Annotated in this window: 19 protein-coding genes; 11 read left to right on the top strand and 8 right to left on the bottom strand. The window is 59.4% G+C overall.

The annotated features are described in order from the left end of the window. The first annotated feature begins 14 nt into the window (after window positions 1-14). The 6 genes from hrpB to fhuB all read left to right on the top strand — a co-directional run bounded on the left by hrpB (window position 15) and on the right by fhuB (window position 11,370). Window positions 15-2,492 carry an ATP-dependent helicase HrpB gene (gene hrpB / locus KOL70_RS15970; RefSeq protein ID WP_127833695.1) on the top strand — a complete coding sequence of 826 codons (2,478 nt, stop codon included), beginning with the start codon at window positions 15-17 and terminating at the stop codon, window positions 2,490-2,492. A 98-nt stretch (window positions 2,493-2,590) separates the two neighbouring features. After that, window positions 2,591-5,119, top strand: coding sequence for a bifunctional glycosyl transferase/transpeptidase (gene mrcB / locus KOL70_RS15975; protein ID WP_104188135.1), 2,529 nt, complete (start codon window positions 2,591-2,593; stop codon window positions 5,117-5,119). 328 nt (window positions 5,120-5,447) lie between these two features. Then, on the top strand, window positions 5,448-7,667 hold the full coding sequence (gene fhuA / locus KOL70_RS15980) for a ferrichrome porin FhuA (RefSeq protein ID WP_215480896.1): 2,220 nt from the start codon (window positions 5,448-5,450) through the stop codon (window positions 7,665-7,667). Window positions 7,668-7,711: 44 nt separating this feature from the next. Beyond that, window positions 7,712-8,506, top strand: coding sequence for a Fe3+-hydroxamate ABC transporter ATP-binding protein FhuC (gene fhuC, locus KOL70_RS15985; RefSeq protein WP_215480898.1), 795 nt, complete (start codon window positions 7,712-7,714; stop codon window positions 8,504-8,506). A gap of 9 nt (window positions 8,507-8,515) precedes the next feature. Then, window positions 8,516-9,394, top strand: coding sequence for a Fe(3+)-hydroxamate ABC transporter substrate-binding protein FhuD (fhuD, locus tag KOL70_RS15990; RefSeq protein WP_215480900.1), 879 nt, complete (start codon window positions 8,516-8,518; stop codon window positions 9,392-9,394). Then, window positions 9,394-11,370, top strand: a complete 1,977-nt coding sequence (gene fhuB / locus KOL70_RS15995) for a Fe(3+)-hydroxamate ABC transporter permease FhuB (protein ID WP_211726669.1) — start codon at window positions 9,394-9,396, stop codon at window positions 11,368-11,370. The genes fhuD and fhuB overlap by 1 nt, the downstream gene beginning before the upstream one ends. Window positions 11,371-11,405: 35 nt before the next feature. Here fhuB and hemL read toward each other — a convergent pair whose 3' ends face one another. Further along, window positions 11,406-12,686 (bottom strand): glutamate-1-semialdehyde 2,1-aminomutase, encoded by a 1,281-nt coding sequence (gene hemL / locus KOL70_RS16000; protein ID WP_021507502.1) that lies wholly within the window; start codon window positions 12,684-12,686, stop codon window positions 11,406-11,408. A gap of 221 nt (window positions 12,687-12,907) precedes the next feature. On the opposite strand from hemL, the gene erpA reads away from it, so the two are divergent. Then, window positions 12,908-13,255 (top strand): iron-sulfur cluster insertion protein ErpA, encoded by a 348-nt coding sequence (gene erpA, locus KOL70_RS16005; RefSeq protein ID WP_021507501.1) that lies wholly within the window; start codon window positions 12,908-12,910, stop codon window positions 13,253-13,255. Window positions 13,256-13,288: 33 nt separating this feature from the next. Here the strand turns inward: erpA and KOL70_RS16010 are convergent, their stop codons facing one another. The 3 genes from KOL70_RS16010 to mtnN all read right to left on the bottom strand — a co-directional run bounded on the left by KOL70_RS16010 (window position 13,289) and on the right by mtnN (window position 15,144). Further along, a complete protein-coding gene (locus tag KOL70_RS16010; RefSeq protein WP_058780468.1) occupies window positions 13,289-13,540 on the bottom strand; it encodes a hypothetical protein in 252 nt (83 codons plus the stop codon). A 106-nt stretch (window positions 13,541-13,646) separates the two neighbouring features. Further along, complete coding sequence (btuF, locus tag KOL70_RS16015; RefSeq protein ID WP_150360719.1) at window positions 13,647-14,453, bottom strand: vitamin B12 ABC transporter substrate-binding protein BtuF; 807 nt, start codon at window positions 14,451-14,453, stop codon at window positions 13,647-13,649. Next, window positions 14,446-15,144: a 5'-methylthioadenosine/S-adenosylhomocysteine nucleosidase gene (mtnN, locus tag KOL70_RS16020; RefSeq protein WP_021507498.1), complete on the bottom strand. Its 699-nt coding sequence runs from the start codon at window positions 15,142-15,144 to the stop codon at window positions 14,446-14,448. Before mtnN ends, btuF begins: the two co-directional genes overlap by 8 nt. Window positions 15,145-15,242: 98 nt before the next feature. On the opposite strand from mtnN, the gene dgt reads away from it, so the two are divergent. From dgt to KOL70_RS16035, 3 genes are all read left to right on the top strand, one after another. After that, window positions 15,243-16,736, top strand: coding sequence for a dGTPase (dgt, locus tag KOL70_RS16025; RefSeq protein WP_215480902.1), 1,494 nt, complete (start codon window positions 15,243-15,245; stop codon window positions 16,734-16,736). Window positions 16,737-16,872: 136 nt separating this feature from the next. Continuing rightward, the gene (degP, locus tag KOL70_RS16030; protein WP_058759526.1) at window positions 16,873-18,312 is read left to right on the top strand and encodes a serine endoprotease DegP; all 1,440 of its coding nucleotides are present in this window, start codon (window positions 16,873-16,875) and stop codon (window positions 18,310-18,312) included. A 200-nt stretch (window positions 18,313-18,512) separates the two neighbouring features. Continuing rightward, a complete protein-coding gene (locus KOL70_RS16035; protein WP_215480908.1) occupies window positions 18,513-19,670 on the top strand; it encodes a CdaR family transcriptional regulator in 1,158 nt (385 codons plus the stop codon). A gap of 38 nt (window positions 19,671-19,708) precedes the next feature. Here KOL70_RS16035 and KOL70_RS16040 read toward each other — a convergent pair whose 3' ends face one another. The 4 genes from KOL70_RS16040 to map form a co-directional block, all read right to left on the bottom strand. Beyond that, on the bottom strand, window positions 19,709-20,101 hold the full coding sequence (locus KOL70_RS16040; protein WP_010616197.1) for a DUF3461 family protein: 393 nt from the start codon (window positions 20,099-20,101) through the stop codon (window positions 19,709-19,711). Window positions 20,102-20,395: 294 nt separating this feature from the next. Further along, window positions 20,396-21,220: a 2,3,4,5-tetrahydropyridine-2,6-dicarboxylate N-succinyltransferase gene (gene dapD, locus KOL70_RS16045; protein WP_021507493.1), complete on the bottom strand. Its 825-nt coding sequence runs from the start codon at window positions 21,218-21,220 to the stop codon at window positions 20,396-20,398. A gap of 172 nt (window positions 21,221-21,392) precedes the next feature. Then, window positions 21,393-24,047, bottom strand: a complete 2,655-nt coding sequence (gene glnD / locus KOL70_RS16050) for a bifunctional uridylyltransferase/uridylyl-removing protein GlnD (RefSeq protein ID WP_021507492.1) — start codon at window positions 24,045-24,047, stop codon at window positions 21,393-21,395. Window positions 24,048-24,244: 197 nt separating this feature from the next. Further along, window positions 24,245-25,039 (bottom strand): type I methionyl aminopeptidase, encoded by a 795-nt coding sequence (gene map, locus KOL70_RS16055; RefSeq protein WP_021507491.1) that lies wholly within the window; start codon window positions 25,037-25,039, stop codon window positions 24,245-24,247. 317 nt (window positions 25,040-25,356) lie between these two features. Here map and rpsB point away from each other — a divergent pair, with 317 nt between their 5' ends. Beyond that, on the top strand, window positions 25,357-26,076 hold the full coding sequence (gene rpsB / locus KOL70_RS16060) for a 30S ribosomal protein S2 (protein ID WP_031279692.1): 720 nt from the start codon (window positions 25,357-25,359) through the stop codon (window positions 26,074-26,076). Window positions 26,077-26,078: the final 2 nt, after the last annotated feature.

Genomic DNA, 26,078 nt, shown 5'->3' on the forward strand with positions numbered 1-26,078 from the left:
CCGGGTGGTGTACAATGCGCGCCATCTTAGCACAGGCAGAGTGGGAGTTGAGTGTGAGTGAGTTACCGGTAAGCGAGGTACTGCCTGCATTGCTGGCCGCGCTGGCGCAGTCGCCACAGGTGCTGCTGGCGGCCCCGACCGGCGCCGGGAAATCCACCTGGCTGCCGCTACAGCTGCTGCAACAGGCGCAGCTGTCAGGGCAAATCATCATGCTGGAGCCGCGCCGGCTGGCGGCACGCAACGTGGCACAGCGGCTGGCGGAACAGCTGGGTGAACAGCCGGGCGGGACGGTAGGCTATCGGCTGCGCGGGGAAAACTGCAGCAGCGCAGCGACGCGTCTGCTGGTGGTCACCGAAGGCATTCTGACGCGCATGCTGCAGCGCGATCCGCTGCTGGAGGGCGTATCGCTGGTGATCCTCGACGAATTCCATGAGCGCAGCCTGCAGGCTGATCTGGCGCTGGCGCTGCTGCTTGATGTGCAGCAGGGATTGCGCGACGACCTGAAAATTCTGCTGATGTCGGCAACGCTGGATAATCAGCAGCTACGCACGCTGCTGCCCGACGCGCCGTTTATTGCGTCACAGGGGCGCAGCTTTCCGGTGATTCGACGTTACGCCTCGCTCAATCCGCAGCAGCGGTTTGAAGAGGCAGTGGCGCGCGAGGTGGCACAGTTGCTGCGGGATGAGCCCGGTTCGCTGCTGCTGTTTCTGCCCGGCGTGGCGGAGATTGAACGGGTGAAGCGTGAACTGGCGTCGCGCGTCAGTGATGAGGTGGATTTATCTCCTTTATATGGTGCGCTGTCGCTGGAGGCACAGCGGCGAGCCATCCTGCCGGCCGCGCCGGGCCGGCGTAAAGTGGTGCTCGCCACCAATATCGCCGAGACCAGCCTGACGATTGAAGGCATTCGCCTGGTGGTGGACAGCGCGCTGGAGCGCGCGGCGCAGTTTGACGTGCGCAGCGGCGTGACGCGTTTGCTGACCCAGCGCATCAGCCAGGCATCAATGACGCAGCGCGCTGGCCGCGCCGGTCGCCTGGCGCCGGGGATCTGTCTGCATCTGCTGCCGCAGGAGCAGGCGCTGCGTGCGGCGGCGCAGAGTGAGCCGGAGATACTCACCAGCGATCTGGCCTCGCTGCAGCTGGATTTACTGCAGTGGGGCTGTCAGGACGCGGCTCAGCTGCAATGGCTGGATAGTCCACCGGCGCGCAGCCTGCAGGCGGCACGTCAACAGCTGCAGCGGCTCGGCGCACTGGATAGCGAATGGCGGCTCAGCGCGCGCGGCCGTAAAATGGCGCAGCTCGGCAGCGATCCACGTCTCACGGCGATGCTGTGCGCCGCCGGCGACGATGTGCACGCCATCGCCAGCGCGGCGTTGCTGGTGGCGATTCTGGAGGATCCGCCGCGCAGCGGCAGTGTCGATCTGCGTGATGCGCTCAACCAGCCACAGCCGCAGTGGCTGCGGCGCGCGCGCCACTGGCAGCAGCGCCTGAATGCAGGTCAGGGGCGCGTTGACGCCGATCGCTTCCCGGCGCTGCTGGCCGCCGGATTTGCTGACCGGCTGGCGCAGCGTCGCGGTCACAGCGCGCGCTATCAGCTCGCCAATGGTATCGGCGCAATGCTGGATGAGCACGACGGCCTGAGCCGCTATGAGTGGCTGATTGCACCGAGCCTGCTGCAGGGGGCCAGCAGCGCCGATGCACGCATGCTGCTGGCGCTGCCGGTAGAGATGGATGCGTTACGCCAGCAGTGCCCGCAGCTGGTTGAGCAGCGCACCGATGTGGACTGGGATGACGACAAAGGCACGCTGCGCGCGTGGAAGCGGGAAGCGATTGGCGCGCTGATCCTGCGGGCCCAGCCGCAGGCGCGGCCCGAGCCGGAGATCCTGCATCCGGCGATGCTGCGCTGGATCCGCGAAAAAGGGCTGGCGGTGCTCGGCTGGACGCCAGAGGCAGAGCAGCTGCGTGTGCGCCTGCAGTGCGCCGCGCAGTGGCTGCCGGAAGAGGCGTGGCCGACGCTGGATGATGACACACTACTGGCCTCGCTGGAGCACTGGCTGCTGCCGGAGATGGGCGCAGTACGCGATTTAAAAGGGCTGCAGAGCGTTAATCTTGTCAGCGCTTTATTACATTTGCTGACATGGTCACAGCGGCAGCGGCTGGATACTGTGCTGCCAACTCATTACACTGTGCCGACCGGAAGTCGCCTGCCGATTCGCTACGACGCGGAAAAGCCCCCCGTGCTGGCGGTGCGTATGCAGGAGATGTTTGGCGAGGCGCAGAACCCGGCGGTTGCCGATGGGCGCGTTCCGCTGGTGCTGGAGCTGCTTTCGCCGGCGCACCGTCCGCTGCAGATCACCCGCGACCTCGCGGCGTTCTGGCGCGGTGCGTATCCTGAAGTGCAGAAAGAGATGAAAGGGCGCTATCCCAAACATCCGTGGCCGGACGATCCGGCCAGCGCCTTGCCGACGAGGCGCACCAAAAAATATTCCTCGTAGCCCGCAGTGGATCGAATTCAGAGGGTTCTGCCATGCGCGGCACGAGAAAGCAGTTAGAGTAGCGGCGCTGCCGTAGCTATGCCTGGAGAAAACAAAGCATGTCTGGGAACGATCGCGAACCTATTGGGCGCAAAGGAAAAGCGCCAAAGCCGCCGCGTAACGTTACGCGCCGGGGTCGCCGCAGGGAGCCTGAAGATGATATCGATCAGGACGATTTTGACGAAGATGATGAGGAGAGTGCGCCGGTGCCACCCAAAGGTAAAGGAAAACGACCCGCGCGTGGCAAACGCCGCTGGTTAGGCTGGTTGATTAAACTCTTCCTGGTGTTTGTCGTGGTGATGGCCGCCTGGGGCGTCTATCTCGATTCGGAAATCCGCAGCCGCATTGACGGTAAAGTGTGGCAGCTGCCAGCAGCCGTGTACGGGCGCATGGTCAGCCTCGAACCGGGCATGGCTTACGACAAGAAAGAGATGATTGCGCTGCTGGAAGGCACGCAGTATCGCGAAGTGTCGCGCATTACCCGTCCGGGTGAGTTCAGCGTGAAAGGCAACACCATTGACCTGCTGCGCCGTCCGTTTGATTTTCCGGACAGCAAAGAGGGCCAGATTAACGCGCGTCTCACCTTCAGCAACAACGAGCTGAGCGAGATTAAAAACCTCGATACCGGACGCGACTTTGGCTTCTTCCGCCTCGATCCGCGGCTGATCACCATGTTGCAGTCGCCAAACGGCGAGCAGCGTCTGTTTGTGCCGCGCGCCGGGTTCCCGGATTTGCTGGTCGATACGCTGATCGCCACCGAAGACCGCCACTTCTACGAGCATGACGGCATCAGCCCGTACTCGATTGGTCGCGCCTTCCTCGCCAATATCACCGCCGGTAAAGCGGTGCAGGGCGGCAGTACGCTGACGCAGCAACTGGTGAAAAACCTGTTCCTCACCAACGAACGCTCGCTGTGGCGTAAAGCGCGTGAAGCCTATATGGCGGTGATCATGGATGCGCGCTACAGCAAAGATCGCATTCTTGAGCTCTACCTGAACGAGGTGTATCTCGGCCAGGCGGGCAATGACCAAATCCGCGGTTTCCCGCTGGCCAGCCTGTACTACTTTGGCCGCCCGGTGGACGAACTGAGCCTTGATCAGCAGGCGATGCTGGTCGGCATGGTTAAAGGTGCGTCGCTGTACAATCCGTGGCGTAATCCGCAGCTGGCGCTGGAGCGTCGTAACCTGGTGCTGCGTCTGCTGCAACAGCAGAAAGTGATCGATCAGGAGCTGTACGACATGCTGTCGGCGCGGCCGCTTGGCGTTCAGCCGAAAGGTGGGGTGATCACGCCGCAGCCGGCATTTATGCAGATGGTGCGTAATGAGCTGCAGGCGAAGCTGGGCGATAAGGTCAAAGACCTCTCCGGCGTGAAGATCTTCACCACGCTCGATCCGATTTCGCAGGATGCGGCGGAAAAAGCGGTTGAAGACGGCATTCCCACGCTGAAGAAACAGCGCGGGCTGAAAGATCTGGAAACCGCGATGGTGGTAGTCGACCGCTTCAGTGGTGAAGTGCGCGCCATGGTCGGCGGTGCCGATCCGCAGTTTGCCGGCTATAACCGCGCGCTGCAGGCGCGTCGCTCGATTGGTTCACTGGCAAAACCGGCGACCTATCTGACCGCCCTCAGCCAGCCAAACAGCTATCGCCTGAACAGCTGGATCGCCGACGAGCCGATCGCGCTGAAACAGCCAAACGGTTCGGTGTGGAAGCCGATGAACGACGATCGTCGCTTCAGCGGTAAAGTGATGCTGGTGGATGCGCTGACTAACTCGATGAACGTGCCAACCGTTAACCTCGGTATGACGCTGGGACTCGACGCGGTAGTGGATACCTGGACCAAACTGGGCGTGCCAAAAGATCAGCTGCATCCGGTACCGGCGATGCTGCTGGGGGCGCTTAACCTGACGCCGATTGAAGTGGCGCAGGCGTTCCAGTCAATTGCCAGCGGCGGTAACCGCGCTGCGCTGTCGGCGGTGCGCTCGGTGATTGCGGAAGATGGCACGGTGCTGTATCAGAGCTTCCCGCAGGCGCAGCGCGTTGAGCCGGCGCAGGCGGCGTATCTGACGCTGTATACCATGCAGCAGGTGGCCGATCACGGTACGGCGCGGGCGCTGGGCGCACGCTTCCCGGGTGCGCATCTGGCGGCGAAAACCGGTACCACCAATGACCTGATCGACAGCTGGTTTGCCGGTATTGATGGCAAAGAAGTGGCGATCACCTGGGTTGGCCGCGACAACAACCAGACCTCGAAGCTGTACGGTGCCAGTGGTGCGATGCAGATCTATCGTCGCTACCTCGACAACCAGGCGCCGATGCCACTGGTCCTGACGCCACCGGAAGATATCACTCAGATGAATATCGATTCGGCCGGTAACTTTGTCTGCGGCAGCGGCAGCAGCACCTGGCGTTCGCTGCCGGTGTGGGCGCTGGATCCGAACGCGCTGTGCCAGCAGCAACAGCAGCAGATTCAGCAGCAGCAACAGCAAGAGCAGCAACAGCAACAGCAGCAACAGCAGCAGCCGCAGGGCGAGCAGAAAGACTCTGACGGCGTCGCGGGCTGGATTAAAGATATGTTTGGCAGTAAATAAGCCATCCGGCACTGCACCTGCTTTATACCTTCAGAGCCTGTGCAGTGCCGGCGTTTTACCACCACGTGGCGGTGCCAGATACATGGCGGCGCTCCAGCCTGAGTCTTGCATAAAAGCTGAATTTAACTCCCTCTGGCGCTGCGGCGCCTTTTTCTTTGCCCGCCATTTTTTTAGCCGCGATCATGGATATGTGCGATCCGCTGGCAAACTCACCGCCAGCAGGCATTACATCTTGCGGTGCTTGCCGGGTTTCGCCTAAAATCCGTGCGTCTAATAATCATTCTCGTTTCCATTCGCCTGCATTGTTCTATTTTCATGAGATCCCACTATGAATGCGCGAAACACTTTTCCTTGTTCTCTGCGCGCGGTGACCACCCGTCGACCGCTCGCGTTATTGATTTCCCTGACTCTGGGCACACTCAGCATGCAGGCGCTGGCCGAAGATACCGTGGTGGTGACGGCTGATGGCGGCAGCGGCGTAGTGCAGGAGAGCGCATGGGGACCGTCGCCGACCATCGCCGCCAAACACAGCGCGACCGGCACCAAAACCGATACGCCAATCGAGAAGAATCCGCAGTCGGTGTCGGTGGTGACGCAGGAAGAGATGTCAATGCATGCGGTGACCAGCGTCAAAGGTGCGTTCAATTACACGCCAGGCGTGCTGACCGGTAACCGCGGCAGCTCGGACGTTATCGACGCGCTGTCGATTCGCGGCTTCAGCGAAACCAACACCAACCAGTATCTGGATGGCCTGAAGCTGCAGGGTGACAACTACTCCGAATTCGCTATCGATCCTTACTTCCTCGAGCGCGCGGAGCTGCTGCGCGGTCCGGTGTCGGTGCTGTACGGTAAGAGCAACCCGGGCGGTGTGGTGTCACTGGTGAGCAAGCGGCCGACCCAGGAGACGCTGCGTGAAGTCCAGTTCCAGATGGGCACCGACAACCTGTTCTCCACCGGCTTCGATTTTGGCGGCTCACTGGATGATGACGGCGTTTACAGCTATCGCCTGACCGGCCTGGCGCGCAGCGCCGATGCGCAACAGGAGATGAACAAAGAGAAGCGCTATACGATTGCGCCTTCGTTCAGCTGGCGTCCCGATGCCAATACCCGCTTTGACCTGCTGACCTACTTCCAGAACGAACCGGAAACCGGCTATTACGGCTGGCTGCCGCGTGAAGGCACCGTGGTGGGCATCACCCGGCCGGACGGCAGCAGCTATAAGCTGCCCACCAATTTCGATGAAGGCGAAGACAGCAATAAGATCTCGCGCAACACCAAAATGGTTGGCTACAACTTTGAGCACAGCTTTAACGATACCTGGACGGTGCGCCAGAATCTGCGCTATGCCGAAATGCAGACCGATTATCGCAGCATTTATGGCTTCGGTTATAACCCTGAGAATCAACTGATTACCCGCAATGCCGCATTCTCAAAAGAAAAACTCAACCAGTTTGCCGTGGATACGCAAGCGCAGGCTAAATTCGCAACCGGTGATTTAGCCCATACGTTACTGCTGGGCGTCGATTTTCAGCGCACCCGTAACGATATTGATGGTCAGTTCGGCACCGCCACCGGCCTGAGTCCATTCAATCCGCAATATGGCAACGACAGTTACACCCCTTATGACGATCCTTATCAGCGTTTGAACCAGCAACGCCAGACCGGTCTGTACGCGCAGGATCAAATGGAGTGGAACCGCTGGGTGCTGACGCTCGGTGGCCGCTACGACTACGCGATGAATTCCGTTACCGACCGCGTAGCGCAGAGCGTTGATCGCCAGAACGATCAGGCCTTTACCTGGCGTGGTGGCGTTAACTATGTGTTCGATAATGGCATTGCACCTTATTTCAGTTACAGCGAAGCGTTTATTCCTAATGCTGGCGCAACATGGGGCGGCGAAGCGTTTGATCCGTCACGCGCTAAACAATATGAAGCGGGCGTAAAATACGTTCCCAAAGATCGTCCGATTGTCATGACGGCGGCGGTCTATCAGCTGACCAAAACGAAGAACCTGACGGCCGATCCCGATGCAAGCCATCAATTTGCCAGCGTGCAAAGCGGTGAAATCCGCTCACGCGGCGTCGAGCTGGAAGCCAAAGCGGCGCTTAACGCCAACATCAACCTGACGGCGGCTTACTCTTATACCGATGCGGAATACACCGAAGACACCTTGCTGAGAGGCCGTACGCCGGTGCAGGTGCCGAAGCATATGGCTTCGCTGTGGGGCGATTACACCTTCCACGAAACCGCACTGTCGGGCTTCACCGTGGGGGCCGGAGTGCGCTACGGGGGTGAAAGCAAAGGCCTGTACGCTGACAATGAGCAAAATGGCGTGAAATCCAACCAGAACTTTGACGTCGCCGCGTACACCACTGTAGATGCCGCACTGAAGTACGATCTGGGCCGCTTCGGTTTGCCGGGCTCAACCGTGGGCGTCAACATCAATAACCTGTTCGATCGCGAATACGTTGCCAGCTGCTACCGCGACTACGCCTGCTACTGGGGCGCAGAGCGCCAGATCGTCGGTACCGCCACCTTCCGCTTCTGATACTGAACACAGGGCGCTGCGGCGCCCGTTAACCAGGGATTATCATGCAGCATCCGCACCACGCAGAAACCACCTTTTCACTGGAAAACGTCAGCTTCCGTGTGCCCGGCCGCACGCTGCTGCATCCGCTGTCGCTGACTTTCGCCCCGGGCAAAGTCACCGCGCTGATCGGGCATAACGGTTCCGGTAAATCCACGCTGCTGAAGATGCTCGGCCGTCACCATGCCGCCAGCGAAGGGCGCGTGATGCTCAAAGGTGAAGCGGTTGATACCTGGAGCAGTAAAGCTTTTGCACGTCAGGTAGCCTATCTGCCGCAGCAGCTGCCCGCGGCGGAGGGCATGACGGTGCGCGAGCTGGTGGCGATTGGGCGCTATCCGTGGCACGGTGCGCTGGGGCGCTACGGCCAGGAAGATCGCGATCGGGTAGACGAGGCGATTGCGCTGGTTGGACTGAAACCCTTCGCCGGGCGGCTGGTGGACAGTCTGTCCGGCGGCGAGCGGCAGCGTGCGTGGCTGGCGATGCTGGTGGCGCAGAACAGCCGCTGTCTGCTGCTGGACGAACCCACGTCGGCGCTGGATATCGCCCATCAGGTTGATGTGCTGGCGCTGATTCAGCGCCTCAGCCACGAACGCGGCCTGACGGTGATAGCGGTACTGCACGATCTCAACATGGCGGCTCGCTACTGTGACCGGCTGGTGGCGCTGCGCGCGGGCGAAGTGATCGCGCAAGGCGGACCGGAAGCGATTATGCAGGCCGGGGTGCTGGGTGATATTTATGGCATTCCGATGGGCATTCTGCCGCATCCACAGGGCGGCGCGCCCGTCAGCTTTGTCTACTGAGGCCTCGTGATGTTCGACATTTCCCGTCGCCGTCTGCTGACCGCGCTGGCGCTCTCACCGCTGATGAACCTTGCACCGCTGCACGCCGCGCCGCCGGACAGCCAGCGCATCCTGGCGCTGGAGTGGCTGCCGGTGGAGTTGCTGATGGCGCTCGGCGTCGCCCCGCTCGGCGTGGCCGATCTGCACAACTACGCCATCTGGGTGGGTGACCCGGTCTTGCCGGCCGGCACCCTCGATCTCGGCTTACGCACCGAACCCAATCTGGAACTGATGACCCAGCTGGCACCGTCACTGATCCTGCACTCCAACGGTTACGGCCCGGCGGTCGACAAGCTGGAGCGCATTGCGCCGACGATGGGCTTTGACCTCAACAGCGGCGATGGCAAACCGTTCACCACCGCGCGCACATCGCTGCATGCGCTGGGTGCCCGGCTTGGCCTTGAAGCGCAGGCACAGGCCCATTTGCACTGGGTGGATGGTGAAGTGGCGGCCGCGCGTGAGCGGTTACGTCCGTGGGCGCAGCGTCCGCTGCTGCTGATGTCGCTGATGGATCCGCGTCACACCATTACCTTCGGTAAAGGCAGCCTGTTCCTCGAGGTGATGGAGCAGCTTGGCCTGCGCAATGCCTGGCAGGGCGAAACCAACTTCTGGGGCAGTGCGGTGGTCGGGCTGGAGCGGCTGGCGGAGGTCGGTGACGTTGAGGTGATCTGCTTCGATCACGATAACGAACGCGATATGCAGCAGGTGACGCAAAGCGCACTGTGGCAGGCGCTGCCGTTTGTCCGTTCCGGCCGTTTCCGGCGGGTGCCGGCGGTGTGGTACTACGGCGCCACTTACTCAGCCATAAAATTTATTCGCGTGCTGGAACGCGCGCTGGAGTCGCACTGATGCGCAACCGTCTGTTTCCCGTCGCGCTGCTCAGCGTGCTCAGTTTACTGGCGCTGGCGCTCACGTTTATCAACCTGCGCCAGGCGCTGCCATTGGCGCAGTGGCAGCAGGCGATGTTCGCGCCGGATATCGATAACATCCGTCAGGTGGTGTTCCACTACAGCCTGCTGTCGCGGCTGGCGCTGGCGCTGCTGGTTGGGGCCGGACTTGGCCTTGCGGGCCTGCTGTTTCAGCAGGTGCTGCGCAATCCGCTGGCGGAGCCGACCACGCTGGGCGTCTCTTCCGGCGCGCAGCTTGGCCTGACCGTCGCCACTCTGTGGCAGCTGCCGGGCGGGGAGCTGACGCAGCAGTTTGCTGCGATGGGCGGGGCGGTGCTGGTCGGCGTGCTGGTGTTTGGTATCGCCTGGGGCAAGCGTCTGTCGCCGGTGACGCTGATCCTGGCCGGTCTGGTACTGAGCCTGTATGCCGGCGCGGTTAATCAAATCTTTGCCATCTTCAATCACGATCAGCTGCAAAACATGTTTCTGTGGAGCACCGGCGCGCTGAACCAGCTCGACGGCCACAACGTGGCGCTGCTGTGGCCGCGCCTGCTGCTGGCGTTCGCACTGGCGCTGGCGCTGTTGCGTCCGCTGACGTTGATGGGGCTGGATGATGGCGTGGCAAAAAACCTCGGTCTGGCGCTGTCGGCGGCGCGCATTGCCGCGCTGGCGCTGGCGATCCTGCTCAGTGCGCAGCTGGTTAACGTCGCCGGTATCATCGGCTTTATCGGGCTGTTCGCGCCGCTGCTGGCGAAGATGCTGGGGGCGCGTCGTCTGCTGAGCCGCTTGCTGCTGGCGCCGCTGATTGGCGCACTTCTGCTGTGGCTGGCCGATCAGTGCGTGCTGTGGCTGACTGCGCACTGGCGTGAAGTGTCAACCGGGACGGCTACCGCGCTGATTGGCGTGCCGATTCTGCTGTGGCTGCTGCCGCGTCTGCGCACGGGCTCGCTGCCGCCGGCGATGAATGCCGGCGACACAGTGCCGCAGGAGCGGCAGGCCGTGCTGCGCTGGTGTCTGGCGGGCGTGATGATTCTGGCGCTGTGCAGTCTGGCGGGCATTGCGTTTGGGCGCGACGCACACGGCTGGACGTGGGTCAGCGGCGATATGCTGCAACAGCTGCTGCCGTGGCGCGTGCCGCGCGTGCTGGCGGCGCTGGTGGTCGGCACGATGCTGGGCGTCGCCGGGGTGCTGATTCAGCGTCTGACCGGTAATCCGATGGCCAGTCCGGAAGTGCTGGGCATCAGCTCCGGAGCGGCCTGCGGGGTGGTGGTCATGCTGTTCTTTGTGCCCGGCAACGCGGTCGCCTGGCTGCTGCCTGCCGGGGTGCTGGGCGCAGCGCTGACGCTGCTGGTGATTATGCTGGTGGCCAGCCGCGGCGGTTTTGCACCGGAACGCATGCTGCTGGCCGGAATGGCGCTGAACAGTGCGTTCGTCACGTTACTGATGGTGTTGCTGGCGAGCGGCGATCCGCGCATGGCCGGGCTGCTGAGCTGGATTTCCGGTTCGACGTACAACATCTCAATGACGCAGGCGCTGCAGAGTGCTGTCGTGGGCATGATACTGGTGGCGCTGGCACCGCTGGCCAGCCGCTGGCTGACGCTGCTGCCGCTCGGCAGTGCCACGGCGCGCTCAGCCGGCATGGCGCTGAACCGATCGCGCTTCGGCCTGCTGTTGCTGGCGGCCGCGCTGACCGCCACCGCGACGCTCACTATCGGTCCGCTGAGTTTTATTGGCCTGATGGCGCCGCATATTGTGCGCATGCTCGGCTTCCGTCGCGCGCTGCCGCAATTGCTGATGGCAGGCCTGCTCGGCGGGGGCCTGCTGGTGTTCGCCGACTGGTGCGGGCGCATGCTGGCCTTCCCGGATCAAATCCCGGCAGGCCTGATGGCGACCTTCTTCGGCGCGCCGTATTTTATCTGGCTGCTAAGGCGCGCTTAGTGAAGCGGGGCGCTATGAATGGCGCCCCGGCAGGTTTACAGCTGCGCGAAGCAGCGGCGTGCGGCATCGACGGTGCGCTGAATATCTTCCTGGCTGTGCGCCAGTGACATAAAGCCGGCCTCATAGGCCGATGGCGCGAGGTAAACACCTTCCTGCAGCATCAGATGGAAGAAACGCTTAAAGCGCTCCACATCGCACTTCGTCACGTCGGCGTAGCAGGTCACGCTGTCGGCGTCGGTGAAGAAAATACCGAACATGCCACCGACGTGGTTCACCACCAGCGGGATATTTTCCGCCTCTGCCGCCGCCAGCAGGCCAGCACACAGCTGGTCGGTGAGTGCGGTTAAGGTCGCATGGGTGCCTGGCTGCGCAATCTGCGACAGGCAGGCAAAACCGGCGGCCATGGCAATCGGATTGCCGGACAGCGTGCCCGCCTGATACACCGGGCCAGTGGGAGCCAGCGCGGCCATCACTTCGCGGCGGCCGCCAAAAGCACCAACCGGCATACCGCCGCCGATGATCTTGCCGAGGCATGTCAGGTCTGGCGTAACGTCGTAATACGCCTGGGCACCGCCCAGCGCCACGCGGAAGCCGGTCATCACTTCATCGATAATCAGCAGCGCGCCAAACTCATCGCACAGCGCACGCAGGCCCGGCAGGAATTCCGGCTGCGGCGGGATGCAGTTCATGTTGCCTGCCACCGGTTCGACGATGATACAGGCGATCTCTTGCGGATACTGCTCAAACGCCGCGCGCACCGAGTCGAGATCGTTATAGGTGCAGGTCAGGGTATGACGGGCGAAATCCGCCGGCACGCCTGGCGAGTTGGGCTGGCCGAGGGTCAGCGCACCGGAACCGGCTTTCACCAGCAGGCAGTCAGCGTGGCCGTGGTAGCAGCCCTCAAATTTGATGATCTTGTCACGCTGGGTGAAACCGCGCGCCAGGCGGATGGCGCTCATGGTGGCTTCGGTGCCGGAGTTAACCATCCGCACCATATCCATGCTCGGCACCAGCTCGCACACCAGCTCGGCCATCTTCACTTCCATCTCGGTCGGCGCGCCAAAACTCAGGCCGCGCGCGGCGGCTTCGATCACCGCATTGCGAATGGTGGCGTTATTGTGGCCCAGCACCATCGGCCCCCAGGAGCCGACGTAATCGATATAGGCTTTGCCATCGGCATCATACAAATAGGCACCGTCGGCGCGTTCGATGAACAGCGGCACGCCGCCCACACCGGTAAAGGCACGCACCGGGGAGTTCACGCCGCCCGGGATCAGGCGTTGTGCTTCGGCATACAGGTTTTCTGACTTACTCATGGTTCGGCTCCTGCTGTTCTGGAAAAAATCTGGCGCCATTCTACGGAAGAGCGGCCGGTGAAGAAAGGCGCGCGGCCGCTTGCGCCTGCGACATTGCTATACTTTATGCCATAACTGGCGGCACACAGTGTCAAGGGCGCTACTTGATTGCACTGGACGGCTGGCAGATAATAGCGAAATTGAGGTCGTTTTCTGACCTGGACGTTTACCCGGAGTAAAAGATGAGTGACGACGTAGCCGCGCTGCCTCTGCAGTTCACCGATGCAGCAGCGAAAAAAGTAAAAAACCTGATTGCGGATGAAGAGAATCCGGCGCTGAAACTGCGCGTATATATTACCGGCGGGGGCTGCAGTGGCTTCCAGTATGGTTTTACTTTTGACGATCAAATGAATGACGGCGACATGACCATCGAGAAGCAGGGTGTGGCGCTGGTAGTTGACCCGATGAGCCTGCAGTATCTGGTGGGTGGATCGGTTGACTACACCGAAGGTCTGGAAGGTTCCCGCTTTATCGTGACTAACCCGAACGCCAAAACCACCTGCGGCTGCGGCTCCTCTTTCAGCATCTGATGCTGGGCTGGCTGCCGTTCTGGCAGCCATGATTTACCACTCAATCGTCACTAAGCGAGCCGTTTCACGGCGCATCGCATCGCGGTTCAATACGCTTTGTGTCACGCGCGGCTGCGCGCTGAAATGTCGGCCGCAGTCAACAGACGGCAGCGTCTGCTCACTCGGGCGTGAGATATCGCAGCGGGAGAAAATCGTTAGCGAGACGGCGATAGAGCCCGTGGTGGTTGCCGCACCGATCGGTGCAGCCACGATCAGCCCTATGGCCAGCAGCAGCGCTCTGGTCATGGTGAAATCCTGGTGATGTCAAAAGTGCGCTATGCGCTAAAAGGGCACAGAGCATACGTGGCCGCTGTGCCTTGTTATTTGATTTTCGACATGAATCGTCGAATCTTTAGTCTGGTAATGCTTTATTTTTCGTCGGATGTAAAGCTTCGCACAATTGTTTTGCCGCCAGCAGCAGGCGCGGACCCGGCCGGCTCAGCCAGTCATCGTTAAGCGCAATCACCGGCACGTTAAGCTGCGGCTGCCAGAAGCGCGCGACGCTGGCGGCGCGGCTGGCATCACCGCCAGTGACAATCGCCTGCGGATGCCGCATCAGCACCTGCTCCCGGCTCACCTGAGGCCAGCTCACACTGCTGTCAGCAAAGATATTGCGACCGCCGCACAGGGTGATAACCTCATTCTGCAGCGTGCTGCGCGCGGCGGTAAACAGCGGCTGCTGGCCAAACTGCAGAAACAGCGGCACCGGCGTTTGCTGCTGATAGCGCTGACGCAGCGTCTGCAGCTGCTGGTGTAACGCCTGTGCGGCCGCGGTGGCCCGCTGGGGCTGTGGGCTCCAGCGCTGCAGCGCTGCCAGCGCGTCAATCATCTGATCGAGTGATTGCGGATCGATCCATTCCACATGGATGCCCAGACGCTGTAGCTGCTCCACCTGGCGTAGCGGATTGCCGCCGCGCCAGGCCAGCACCACATCCGGCCTGAGCTGCACAATGCGTTCAACGCGAATGCCCTGCCAGTTCGCCACCTGCTCCAGCTGGCGAGCAGCAGCGGGATAGTCTGACCAGGCGCTCACCGCCACTGGCGTGATGCCGGCGGCAAACGCCAGTTCGGTGAGATGCGGCGACAGGGTAATGACGCGCGGTGCGGCCAGCAGACTGTGGCACAGCAGCCACAGCCCGAGCAGCAGATATTTAGCCACGCGCCAGCTGAGCCAGCAGGTTTTCCACCATCAGTGACGACTGTTTAGCCGCCACGCTGAGGAACTCTTCGAAACTCAGATGCGACGCTTTATCGGCCACGTCAGAAATAGCGCGTACCACCACGAACGGCACCTTAAACTGATGGCAAACGTGACCAATCGCCGTGGCTTCCATCTCTACCGCAATTGCCTGCGGGAAGGTGCTGCGGATACGCTCCAGCGGCGCGGCGCCATTGATAAAGGCGTCACCGCTGACCACCAGCCCGCGCACCGCGTTGAGATCCAGCTGTTTGATCACCTGCTCTGCGGCGGCAATCAGCGCACTGTCCGCGACAAACGCCGCCGGGCAGCCCGCCATCTGACCAGGCTCATAGCCAAAAGCGGTGACATCGGCATCGTGATAACGCACTTCATCGGACACCACGATATCGCCCACCTGCAGTGTTGGTGCCAGACCGCCTGCGGAACCGGTGTTGATCACCAGATCCGGTTTGCACAGCTCCAGCAGCAGCGTGGTACCCAGCGCCGCCGCGGTTTTACCGATGCCCGATTTCAGCAGAGCCACCTCAACGCCGTTGAGCGTACCGGTGTAAATTTCGCAGCCGGCCAGCGTCAGCGTCTGACGGTTTTCAATTTTGTCACGCAGCAGTGTGACTTCCTGCTCCATCGCGCCAATAATGCCTGCTTTCATAAAGAATCTCGCTGTAGTTATGGATGTATAAGGCTAAAGTGAGGCATAGTCTAACATGGCTCAATGGGGATCAATTCAGGAAAAAATAAGGGGTAACAATGGCGACGATCAATTTCAGGAAGAAGATCAGTTTCACCCGCCCTTATACCAGCCGCAAAGATCCCGAAGGCGAATACTTTATTACTCGCCACTTTGAAAGCGATCGTGGACGCATTATTAATTCTGCCGCGATTCGCCGTCTGCAACAAAAAACCCAGGTGTTTCCGCTGGAGCGGAATGCGGCCGTGCGCTCGCGCCTGACCCATTCGCTTGAGGTGCAGCAAACCGGGCGTTACATCACCAAAGAGATTCTGCATACGCTGAAAACCCAGGGCGGCGGGCTGGCAGCATACGGCCTAGATGGCTTTGAGGGCGCGGTCGAGAGCCTGGTGGAGATGGCCTGCCTGCTGCACGACGTCGGCAACCCGCCGTTTGGCCATTTTGGTGAAGCGGCGATCAATGACTGGTTTGATGACAACCTGCCGGCCGAACTGGTGGATCCGCTGGTGGCGGGCGTGGCGGATGACGCGCAGCGTGCCGATTTCGACCGGTTAAATGCAATGATTCGTCAGGATTTGTGCCATTTCGAAGGGAATGCGCAGGCTATTCGGCTGGTGCATACCCTGCTGCAGCTAAATCTTAGCTATGCGCAGGTGGCGTGTATTTTAAAATACACCGCGCCGGCGTGGTGGCAGGGTGATAAGCCGGCGGAGTTCAGCGTGTTAATGAAAAAGCCGGGTTTCTATTTATCCGAACGTGAATATGTGGCCGATCTCCGCGCGGCAACGGATATACCTGAGCACCACCGTTATCCACTGACCTGGATAATGGAAGCGGCTGACGATATCTCCTATTGTATTGCCGACCTCGATGACGCCGTAGAAAAAGACATCTTCACCGTCGATACGCTCTATCATTCTTTGCTCAAAGCCTGGGGCCCGGTGAAACCCGGCGACGCGTTCAGCCGCACCATTAATGAAGCGTGGAAAGAGGCCAATCAGAAAAAGCGTCGCAGTATTAGCGATCAATTTTTCATGTCGCTGCGGGTTAACGTCCAGAGCGTGCTGGTCAGCCATGCGGTGCGCCGCTTTGTTGATAATTTACCTGCCATTTTTGCCGGCAGCTTTAATCATGCGCTGCTGGAAGATGACGGTGATGAAGGGCGCCTGTTAAAATTATTTAAAACCGTGGCGCGCCAGCAGGTGTTTAATCACCCTGAAGTTGAGCAGCTGGAATTACAGGGTTATCGGGTCATTAAAGGATTACTGGAAATTTATCAGTCGCTAATGCAGCTCGATTATGAACAGTTTACCACGTTAATGAATGAGGATTTTCTCGCGAAACATCCGATTGAAACCCGACTGTTTCATAAACTTTCCGGTAAACATCGCAAAGCTTATCAGCAACAGATGCGTAACCTGGTGGTGCAGCATAAATATCAGCGATTGTTATGGGAACGTTATTATCGCTCGCGGCTGATTCAGGACTATATCAGCGGGATGACGGACAATTACGCCTGGGATGAGTATCGTCGGTTGATGGCGGTGGAATAAGCGCAGTTTTGTAAAGACGAAGAATAAATTTTTACCTTTGCCCAATACTTTATCAGGAACTTCGCGCTAAAAACTTAATCTCATCATCACGACCACAGCAATGGTCTGCACGTTAATTTCAGAGAGACACAGACGAATGAAAAAAAGCACATTAATGTTAAGTGCGCTGGCGCTTAGTCTGGGCATGGCGTTAAGCCCTGTCAGTGTTTTCGCGGCGGAGACAGCGTCTTCCTCCAGTCAGCAACTGCCCAGCCTGGCACCGATGCTGGAAAAAGTGATGCCTTCCGTGGTCAGTATCAGCGTGGAAGGCAGCACCACGGTGAAAACCCCGCGCATGCCGCAGCAGTTCCAGCAATTCTTTGGCGATAATTCCCCGTTCTGTCAGGACGGATCGCCGTTCCAGGGTTCACCTATGTGCCAGGGCGGCGGCGGTGACGGTAGCGACGATGGCGCCAACGCGCAGAAGCAGCAGTTCCGCGCGCTCGGTTCTGGGGTAATCATCAACGCCGACAAAGGCTATGTGGTTACCAACAACCACGTGGTAGATAACGCCACCAAAATTCAGGTACAGCTGAGCGATGGCCGTCGCTACGATGCTAAGGTCATCGGCAAAGATCCGCAGTCTGACATCGCGCTGATCCAGCTGCAGGATGCGAAAAACCTGACGGCAATTAAGATCGCCGACTCCGACAATCTGCGCGTCGGTGATTACACCGTGGCCATCGGTAACCCGTACGGCCTGGGCGAAACGGTCACGTCCGGCATCGTCTCGGCGCTGGGGCGCAGCGGCCTTAACGTCGAAAATTACGAAAACTTTATCCAGACTGATGCCGCCATCAACCGCGGCAACTCCGGCGGTGCGCTGGTTAACCTGAACGGCGAGCTGATCGGTATTAACACCGCGATCCTCGCACCGGACGGTGGCAACATCGGTATCGGCTTTGCCATCCCGAGTTCCATGGTGAAAAACCTGACCGCGCAGATGGTGGAGTATGGCCAGGTGAAACGCGGCGAGCTGGGCATTATGGGCACCGAGCTCAACTCCGAGCTGGCTAAAGCGATGAAAGTGGATGCGCAGCGCGGCGCGTTTGTCAGCCAGGTGCTGCCAAACTCCGCGGCGGCGAAAGCCGGCGTGAAAGCGGGCGATGTGGTGGTCTCTATGAACGGTAAAGCGCTGACCAGCTTTGCGGCGCTGCGTGCGGAAGTCGGCTCGCTGCCGGTCGGCACCAAACTGCAGCTGGGCCTGCTGCGCGACGGCAAACCGCTGAACGTGACGGTTGAGCTGCAGCAGAGCTCACAGGATAAAGTGCAGTCCGCGACGATTTACACCGGCATTGAAGGCGCCGATCTCAGCAACGTCGACAGCAACGGCCAGAAGGGCGTGCGCGTTGACAGCGTGAAAGCCGGCAGCGCAGCGGCACGTATCGGCCTGAAGAAAGGCGATGTGATCCTCGGTGTGAACCAGCAGGCGGTAAGCAACCTTGGCGAGCTGCGTAAAATCCTCGACACCAAACCGTCGGTGCTGGCGCTCAACGTCAAGCGCGGCGACAGCAGCCTCTATCTGCTGATGCAGTAAACCTTTTATTGGTCTCTCAGGCGAGCTTCGGCTCGCCTTTTTATTGCCTGTATTCTGCTGCGCCCCCAGTCATCTGTGCCTTCCCAGTGTGACCGCTGCCGCAATTCCGGTAATCGCCCTGCGGCTATGTGCAGTTGCACAATGCCAGGGGGAATCGGGATGCGTATTCTGTCGGTTCGTCCCGAATTCTGGAGTGTTTGATGGCCACCTATCATCTTGATGCGCGACTGGCTCAGGATATCGTTGCCCGCACCATGAAAATTATCGACAGCAATGTCAATGTGATGGATGCGCGCGGCCGCATTATTGGCAGTGGCGATCGCGAGCGTATTGGCGAATTGCACGAGGGCGCGCTGCTGGTGCTGTCACAGGGCAGGGTGGTTGATATTGACGAAGCGGTGGCTAAACACCTGCACGGCGTGCGGCCGGGCATCAATTTACCGCTGCGCATTGACGGCGACATCGTCGGCGTGATTGGCCTCACCGGCCAGCCCAGCACGTTACGCCATTACGGCGAGCTGGTGTGCATGACGGCAGAGATGATGCTGGAACAGGCGCGCCTGATGCATATGCTGGCGCAGGACAGCCGCCTGCGTGAGGAGCTGGTGCTGAACCTGATCCGCAGCGATACGCTGTCGCCAGCGCTGAACGAATGGGCGCAGCGACTGGGCATCGATCTCAATCAGCCGCGCGTGGTGGCGGTGGTGGAAGTGGACAGCGGACAGCTGGGGGTCGACAGCGCGATGTCGGAACTGCAGCAATTACAGACGCTGCTGACCACGCCCGATCGCGACAACCTGATCGCCATTGTTTCGCTCACCGAAATGGTGGTGCTGAAGCCAGCGCTGAATGCCCATGGCCGTTACGATCAGGACGATCATCGCCGCCGCGTCGATCAACTGCTGCAGCGCATGAAAGAGAGCGGTCAGGTGCGGATGCGCATCGCGCTCGGCAATTTCTTTACCGGGCCCGGCAGCATTGCGCGCTCTTACCGCACCGCCCGCACCACCATGATGGTGGGCAAACAGCGCATGCCGCAGCAGCGGAGCTTCTTCTATCAGGATCTGGTGCTGCCGGTGCTGCTGGATAGCCTGCGCGGCGGCTGGCAGGCCAGCGAGCTGGCACGTCCGCTGGCTAAGCTGAAGAGCATGGACAATAACGGTTTGCTGCGGCGCACGCTGGTTGCGTGGTTCAGCCATAACGTGCAGCCGAGCGCCACGGCGCGCGCGCTGTTTATTCATCGCAATACGCTGGAGTACCGCCTGAACCGCATCTCGGAACTGACCGGCCTCAACCTGGCGAACTTTGACGATCGGCTGCTGCTGTATGTGGCGCTGCAGCTTGATGAGCAGGCATAAAAAAGGCCAGCAGCGGCTGGCCTGAGAAGCGGCGGAAATTAGCGACCGTTGCGGGTCAGCTGATCGAGATCGGATTCGATTTCCGCGATTTTGTTCGACACCACGTTCTCCAGATGGCGCAGATCGGCGAGGATTTTGCGCTTCAGATCCACTTCTACCTGATCGCGCTGGCAGATCTGATCCAGTTCGTCGATCACGTAACGCAGGTTAGGGCTGATTTCCTGAATCTCTTTATAACCCTGGGTGGTGTGATCGGCCACCACGGTTTTGCGCTGACGCGGGTATTTAAACTTCACGCTTTTGGCGAAGAACTCGCCCTTGTCTTTGCGGAAGTAGATTTTCAGGATGTCGTTGTTGGCTTCCTGACGCAGGCTGTAGCGGTCAATGTCTTCAGGATTGCTGATACCTAAGCTTTTCAGGTTGTCGTACATAGCGTTTATATTCCATCTGAGAGTGAGTGAGCGCGCAGGATTATCATCATCATTCGGCTGCGTAATAAGCGCAACGAACCGAACGCTTACGGCATACTTAATCAACTGTAGACACAAAAACCGGGATGAACAGTGCGCGACCGGAGTTAACTGGCGCGGATTATGACCTGTTTGAAAAACAAACGCACCTGTTAATTCGCGGCGCGAAACAGGTAATGGCGGCAGGAGTGTAAAGAAAAAATGACGGGCCTGGATACAGGCCCGTGGGCATAAAAATACGCGTGAAGAAAAAACTTAATCGATGGTACGCAGCAGTTCGTTGATGCCGGTTTTTGCCAGCGTTTTCGCGTCGACTTTCTTCACGATCACCGCACAGTACAGGCTGTAGCTGCCATCTTTAGACGGCAGGTTACCGGAAACCACCACCGAACCTGCCGGTACGCGACCGTAGTGCACTTCACCGGTTTCGCGGTCATAAATTTTGGTGCTCTGGCCGATGTAAACGCCCATGGAGATTACCGAACCCTCTTCGACGATCACGCCTTCAACGATCTCGGAACGGGCACCGATAAAGCAGTTATCTTCGATGATGGTTGGATTGGCCTGCAGTGGTTCCAGTACGCCGCCGATGCCGACGCCGCCGGACAGATGCACGTTTTTACCAATCTGCGCACAGGAGCCGACGGTGGCCCAGGTGTCAACCATGGTGCCTTCATCGACATACGCACCGATGTTGACATAGGACGGCATCAGCACGGTGTTGCGCGCGATGAACGCACCCTGACGCACTGCGGCCGGTGGCACGACGCGGAAGCCGGCGCTTTTAAAGCGCGCTTCATCCCAGCCGGCAAATTTCATCGGCACTTTGTCGTAGAAGCGGGTTTCTGCCCCGTCGATCACTTGGTTGTCGTTGATACGGAACGACAGCAGTACCGCTTTTTTCAGCCACTGATGCGTTACCCATTCGCCGTTGATCTTTTCTGACACGCGCAGTTCACCGCTGTCCAGCAGGCCAATCACCTGGTTGATCGCTTCACGGGTGGCGCTGTCCACGCTGGTCGGCGTAATGTCGGCGCGGCGCTCAAAGGCAGATTCGATAACGCTCTGTAACTGTTGCATATTTAATTCCTGAGTCTGTCATTGCGGATGCACGCCAGCTGGCGTGCAGAGTAAAATTATCGGGCAAACATCCTTCATGCTGCAGAACGGTGGCGCGCCTATCGGAGCGAGATCTACGGATGGGCCGGGTCACCAGGCCAATGCATCGGCAACGTGAAGAATGGAAGCCGGGTCACATTTTATCGTTTGGATTAAGTACCTCTGTCAACCGTTGTTGCAGCACGGAGCGCATTTCGGCATCCAGCGCACGTCGTTCGCTGTTGGCAAGGATGAACAAATCTTCCACCCGTTCGCCGATGGTGCTGATGCGGGCGCCGTGCAGCGAAACACCGAGGTCAGCAAACACTTCGCCCACGCGCGCCAGCAAACCTGGCTGGTCCAGCGCCACCAGCTCCAGATAGCTGCGGCGGTCGGTATGGGTGGGCAAAAAGTTGACTTCGGTATCGACGCTGAAGTGTTTCAGACGTGACGACGGCCGGCGCGTACGCGGTGGCACCCACTGCGTTTGCGTGATCGCCTGCTCCAGCGCCTGAATAATCAGCGGATGGCGATCTGCTGCCAGCGGACTGCCGTCCGGCTCCAGCACAATAAAGGTGTCCATGGCCATGCCGTCGCGGCTGGTAAAGATCTGCGCATCGTGCACGCTCAGATTACGGCGATCGAGCTCTCCGGCTACGGCGGCAAACAGATAAGGGCGATCCGGGCTCCAGATGAAGATCTCGGTGCCGCCGCGCGTGGCCTGCGGGCTTACCAGCACCAGCGGTTTGCTAAGGTCATGGTTGATCAGATGCCGCGCGTGCCACGCCAGCTGGTTGGGCGTATGGCGCAGGAAGTAGTCGGCGCGGCAGCGGCTCCAGATATGATGCAGGCGCTCTTCGTTGAGATTTTCCATGCGCAGCAGCGCCAGCGCCTGCAGCCGGTGATGACGCACGCGCTCGCGCAGATCCGGGCTGTTCTCCATACCGCGGCGCAGCTGTTTTTCGGTGGCGAAGAACAGCTCACGTAGCAGGCTCTGTTTCCAGCTGTTCCACAGGCTTTCATTGGTGGCACAGATGTCGGCAACCGTCAGGCAGGCCAGATAGCGCAGCCGGTTTTCATTTTGCATCACTTCAGCAAACTGCTGAATCACCGTGGGGTCCTGAATGTCGCGACGCTGAGCAGTCACCGACATCAGCAGGTGATGACGTACCAGCCACGCCACCAGCTGCATTTCGCGCGAATTGAGGCCGTGCAGCTCAGCAAAGTCCAGCGCGTCCTGCGCGCCGAGAATCGAGTGGTCACCACCGCGCCCTTTGGCGATATCGTGCAGCAGCGCGGCCATCAGCAGCAGCTCCGGCTGCGGCAGACGCGGCCACAGCTCGACGCACAGCGGGTGCATCGGGCGCGTGGCTTCGTCGGCAAAACTTTCCAGCTTCTGCAACACGCGGATGGTGTGCTCATCCACGGTGTAGGCGTGGAACAGGTCGAACTGCATCTGACCGACAATGTTGCCCCACAGCGGCGTATAGGCCCACAGTACGCTGTGGCGATGCATCGGCAGCAGCGCGCGCTTTACCGCGCCAGGATGGCGCAGAATCGCCATAAAAGTGCGGCGCGCTTCGGGGATCTGACACAGCGGCTGTTGCAGATGACGGCGGGCGTAGCGCAGCTGGCGTAGCGTGGTGGAATAGATGCCGGTGATGGTTTCGTTACGCACCATCACGTAAAACATGCGCAGAATCGCCTGCGGCTCGCGCTCAAACAGCGTGGGATCGCGCAGGTCAATCAGATTACCGCGCAGCTGAAAATCCTCATCGATGCTGCGCGGCTTCTCGGTGGTCGACAGCGCCAGAATGGCTTCGTCAAACAGCTGCAGCAGCATCTGGTTCAGCTCGCCGATACGGCGCGTGACGCGATAGAAATCTTTCATCATGCGCTCAACCGGCTCATTGCCTTCGCCGCCATAGTTGAGGCGCTGTGCCACGTTGAGCTGGCGATCGAACAGTAAGCGGTTATCGTAGCGCGGCAGCGTCAGGTGCAGCGCGAAACGGATGCGCCAGAGAAATTCCTGGCACTCATTGATCTCATTGCGTTCGGCTTCAGTGAGAAAGCCAAAGCCGACCATCTCATCCATGGTGGTGGCGCCAAAGTGGCGGCGCGCGACCCACTGCAGGGTATGAATGTCGCGCAGCCCGCCCGGGCTGCTTTTGATATCCGGTTCGAGGTTGTAGCTGGTGCCGTGATAACGCTGATGGCGTTCCAGCTGCTCCTCAATTTTGGCAGCGAAGAAGCGTGACGACGGCCAGAAACCGTCGCTGAAGATATTCTTTTGCAGTTCGAGAAACAGCGCCACGTCGCCGGTCAGCATGCGCGACTCAATCAGGTTGGTGGCGACGGTGAGATCCGACAAGCCCTCCAGCAGACACTCTTCCAGCGTGCGTACGCTGTGGCCGACCTCCAGCTTGAGATCCCACATCAGCGTCAGCAATTCTGAGGTGCGCTGCGCGGCAGCTTCGTCCAGTGGCTGACGACTCAGGATCAGCACGTCGATGTCCGACAGCGGATGCAGCTCGCCGCGGCCATAGCCGCCCACCGCCACCAGCGCGATCTCTTTCATCTGGTCAAAGCCAAACAGTCGCCACAGCCGGCGCAGCAGGCGATCGATAAACAGCGTGCGCGCATCAATCAGTGATTCGATATCGCTGCCGGCGTCAAAAGCGCTGCCCAGATGCTGCTGGAACTGTTCAAGATACTGTTTGAGTTTGTCGCGCGTCAGCGCGTCGTCTGGCCAGCTGGCGGGGGAATCGGTCAGGCCTTTGTGTACTGCTTCGGTCACGCTACCACTCATCAACATGCCTCTTCTGCGCCATAAAAAGCGGGCTTAACGCCGTGATGCCATTCAGTTAGCCACCGTCCGTGACATCACCGCAGTAGCGGCGCGGGTTAACGCGCAACTGATGGCGCCGCTACGGGAGGTGCAGGGATGGGTGAACCTAAACTGACAGGCGTTCGTTTTGAGCCGGCCTGTTATCCTGATGACGAGCGTTACGCGTTGTTTTCCAGCACCGCTGGAATAGTGTCGTCGGCGCGCAGCGTCAGGATTTCACAGCCGTTTTCCGTCACCACAATAGTATGCTCATACTGTGCGGACAAGCTGCGATCTTTGGTTTTCACCGTCCAGCCATCTTTCATGGTGCGGATGCGATAATCACCGGCGTTTACCATCGGTTCGACGGTAAACGTCATGCCAGCCTGCAGCACCACGCCGCTGTCGTCGGCATCGTAATGCAGCACCTGCGGCTCTTCATGGAAGCCTTTACCGATGCCGTGTCCGCAATACTCGCGAACCACGGAAAAATCCTGTGCTTCCACGTATTTCTGAATCGCCCGGCCCAGTTCACGCAGGCGAATGCCCGGCTTCACCAGACGCAGCGCAATGTACAGGCTCTCCTGCGTAACCCGGCACAGGCGCTCGCCCTGAATCGTCGGTTTGCCGACGATGAACATCTTTGACGTATCGCCATGGTACTCATCTTTGATCACCGTGACGTCGACGTTAACGATATCCCCGTCTTTCAGCACGCGATCGTCGCTGGGAATACCGTGACATACCACTTCGTTGACCGAAATACACACCGATTTCGGAAAGCCGTGGTAGCCGAGACAGGCTGAAATGGCCTGCTGCTTTTCGGTGATGTGCTGGTGGCACAGACGGTCAAGCTCGCCGGTGGTGACGCCTGGCACGACGTGTGGGGCGATCATCTCCAGCACTTCTGCAGCCAGACGGCCCGCCACGCGCATTTTTTCGATTTCTTCTGGGGTTTTGATTGAAATGGCCATTAAATAATCCGCAATCGCCGCAATTTTCGACAATAATGAGTTCTGTGGCAGTCATGTTAGCAGTCAGCAAATGGGCTGCCAAATCGGGATTACAGCCTGCCGCTCATGCTAACAACTGTTGGCGTATTCCTGCGCATTGTGGTATAAAGCGCGCCGACGATTCTCTGTCACCTCGTATGAGAGGGCAGGAAACGCATAAATCTCATTATGTGTACTAAAACACACATGTATCGACACGTACGCCGGGGTGCCTCGTAAGAGGTCGGTTGTATGGGATACATGGAGGCCCAACCCCAAACAAACTTTTAGAGGTAATCATGGCAACTGTTTCCATGCGCGACATGCTCAAGGCTGGTGTTCACTTCGGTCACCAGACCCGTTACTGGAACCCAAAAATGAAGCCATTCATTTTCGGTGCGCGTAACAAAGTTCACATCATCAACCTTGAGAAAACCGTACCAATGTTCAACGAAGCCCTGGCTGAGCTGAACAAGATCTCTTCCCGAAAAGGTAAGATTCTGTTTGTTGGTACCAAGCGCGCTGCTGCCGAAGCGGTAAAAGAGTCTGCACTGAGCTGCGACCAGTTCTTCGTTAACCACCGCTGGCTGGGTGGTATGCTGACCAACTGGAAAACCGTTCGTCAGTCAATCAAACGCCTGAAAGATCTGGAAACTCAGTCTCAGGACGGTACTTTCGACAAACTGACCAAGAAAGAAGCACTGATGCGTGCTCGTGAGCTGGCCAAGCTGGAAAACAGCCTGGGCGGTATCAAAGATATGGGCGGTCTGCCGGATGCACTGTTCGTTGTTGACGCTGACCACGAACACATCGCAATCAAAGAAGCAAACAACCTGGGTATCCCGGTATTTGCTATCGTTGATACTAACTCTGATCCAGACGGCGTTGATTTCGTTATCCCAGGTAACGACGATGCGATCCGTGCTGTAAGCCTGTACCTGACTGCCGTTGCCACTACCGTGCGCGAAGGCCGTTCACAGGACCTGGCTGAGCAGGCTGAAGAAGCTGCTGAAGCTTAATA

Source organism: Pantoea sp. B270, from assembly GCF_018726825.1.
GTDB lineage: Bacteria > Pseudomonadota > Gammaproteobacteria > Enterobacterales > Enterobacteriaceae > Pantoea > Pantoea dispersa.

Coding starts and splice junctions, on each gene's coding strand:
- KOL70_RS16040 (WP_010616197.1), bottom strand. CDS start 20,101: ATGTACGACAACCTGAAAAGCTTAGGTATCAGCAATCCTGAAGACATT.
- fhuA (WP_215480896.1), top strand. CDS start 5,448: ATGAATGCGCGAAACACTTTTCCTTGTTCTCTGCGCGCGGTGACCACC.
- map (WP_021507491.1), bottom strand. CDS start 25,039: ATGGCCATTTCAATCAAAACCCCAGAAGAAATCGAAAAAATGCGCGTG.
- fhuC (WP_215480898.1), top strand. CDS start 7,712: ATGCAGCATCCGCACCACGCAGAAACCACCTTTTCACTGGAAAACGTC.
- hrpB (WP_127833695.1), top strand. CDS start 15: ATGCGCGCCATCTTAGCACAGGCAGAGTGGGAGTTGAGTGTGAGTGAG.
- dgt (WP_215480902.1), top strand. CDS start 15,243: ATGGCGACGATCAATTTCAGGAAGAAGATCAGTTTCACCCGCCCTTAT.
- mtnN (WP_021507498.1), bottom strand. CDS start 15,144: ATGAAAGCAGGCATTATTGGCGCGATGGAGCAGGAAGTCACACTGCTG.
- glnD (WP_021507492.1), bottom strand. CDS start 24,047: ATGAGTGGTAGCGTGACCGAAGCAGTACACAAAGGCCTGACCGATTCC.
- rpsB (WP_031279692.1), top strand. CDS start 25,357: ATGGCAACTGTTTCCATGCGCGACATGCTCAAGGCTGGTGTTCACTTC.
- KOL70_RS16035 (WP_215480908.1), top strand. CDS start 18,513: ATGGCCACCTATCATCTTGATGCGCGACTGGCTCAGGATATCGTTGCC.
- mrcB (WP_104188135.1), top strand. CDS start 2,591: ATGTCTGGGAACGATCGCGAACCTATTGGGCGCAAAGGAAAAGCGCCA.
- fhuB (WP_211726669.1), top strand. CDS start 9,394: ATGCGCAACCGTCTGTTTCCCGTCGCGCTGCTCAGCGTGCTCAGTTTA.
- KOL70_RS16010 (WP_058780468.1), bottom strand. CDS start 13,540: ATGACCAGAGCGCTGCTGCTGGCCATAGGGCTGATCGTGGCTGCACCG.
- fhuD (WP_215480900.1), top strand. CDS start 8,516: ATGTTCGACATTTCCCGTCGCCGTCTGCTGACCGCGCTGGCGCTCTCA.
- degP (WP_058759526.1), top strand. CDS start 16,873: ATGAAAAAAAGCACATTAATGTTAAGTGCGCTGGCGCTTAGTCTGGGC.
- erpA (WP_021507501.1), top strand. CDS start 12,908: ATGAGTGACGACGTAGCCGCGCTGCCTCTGCAGTTCACCGATGCAGCA.
- hemL (WP_021507502.1), bottom strand. CDS start 12,686: ATGAGTAAGTCAGAAAACCTGTATGCCGAAGCACAACGCCTGATCCCG.
- dapD (WP_021507493.1), bottom strand. CDS start 21,220: ATGCAACAGTTACAGAGCGTTATCGAATCTGCCTTTGAGCGCCGCGCC.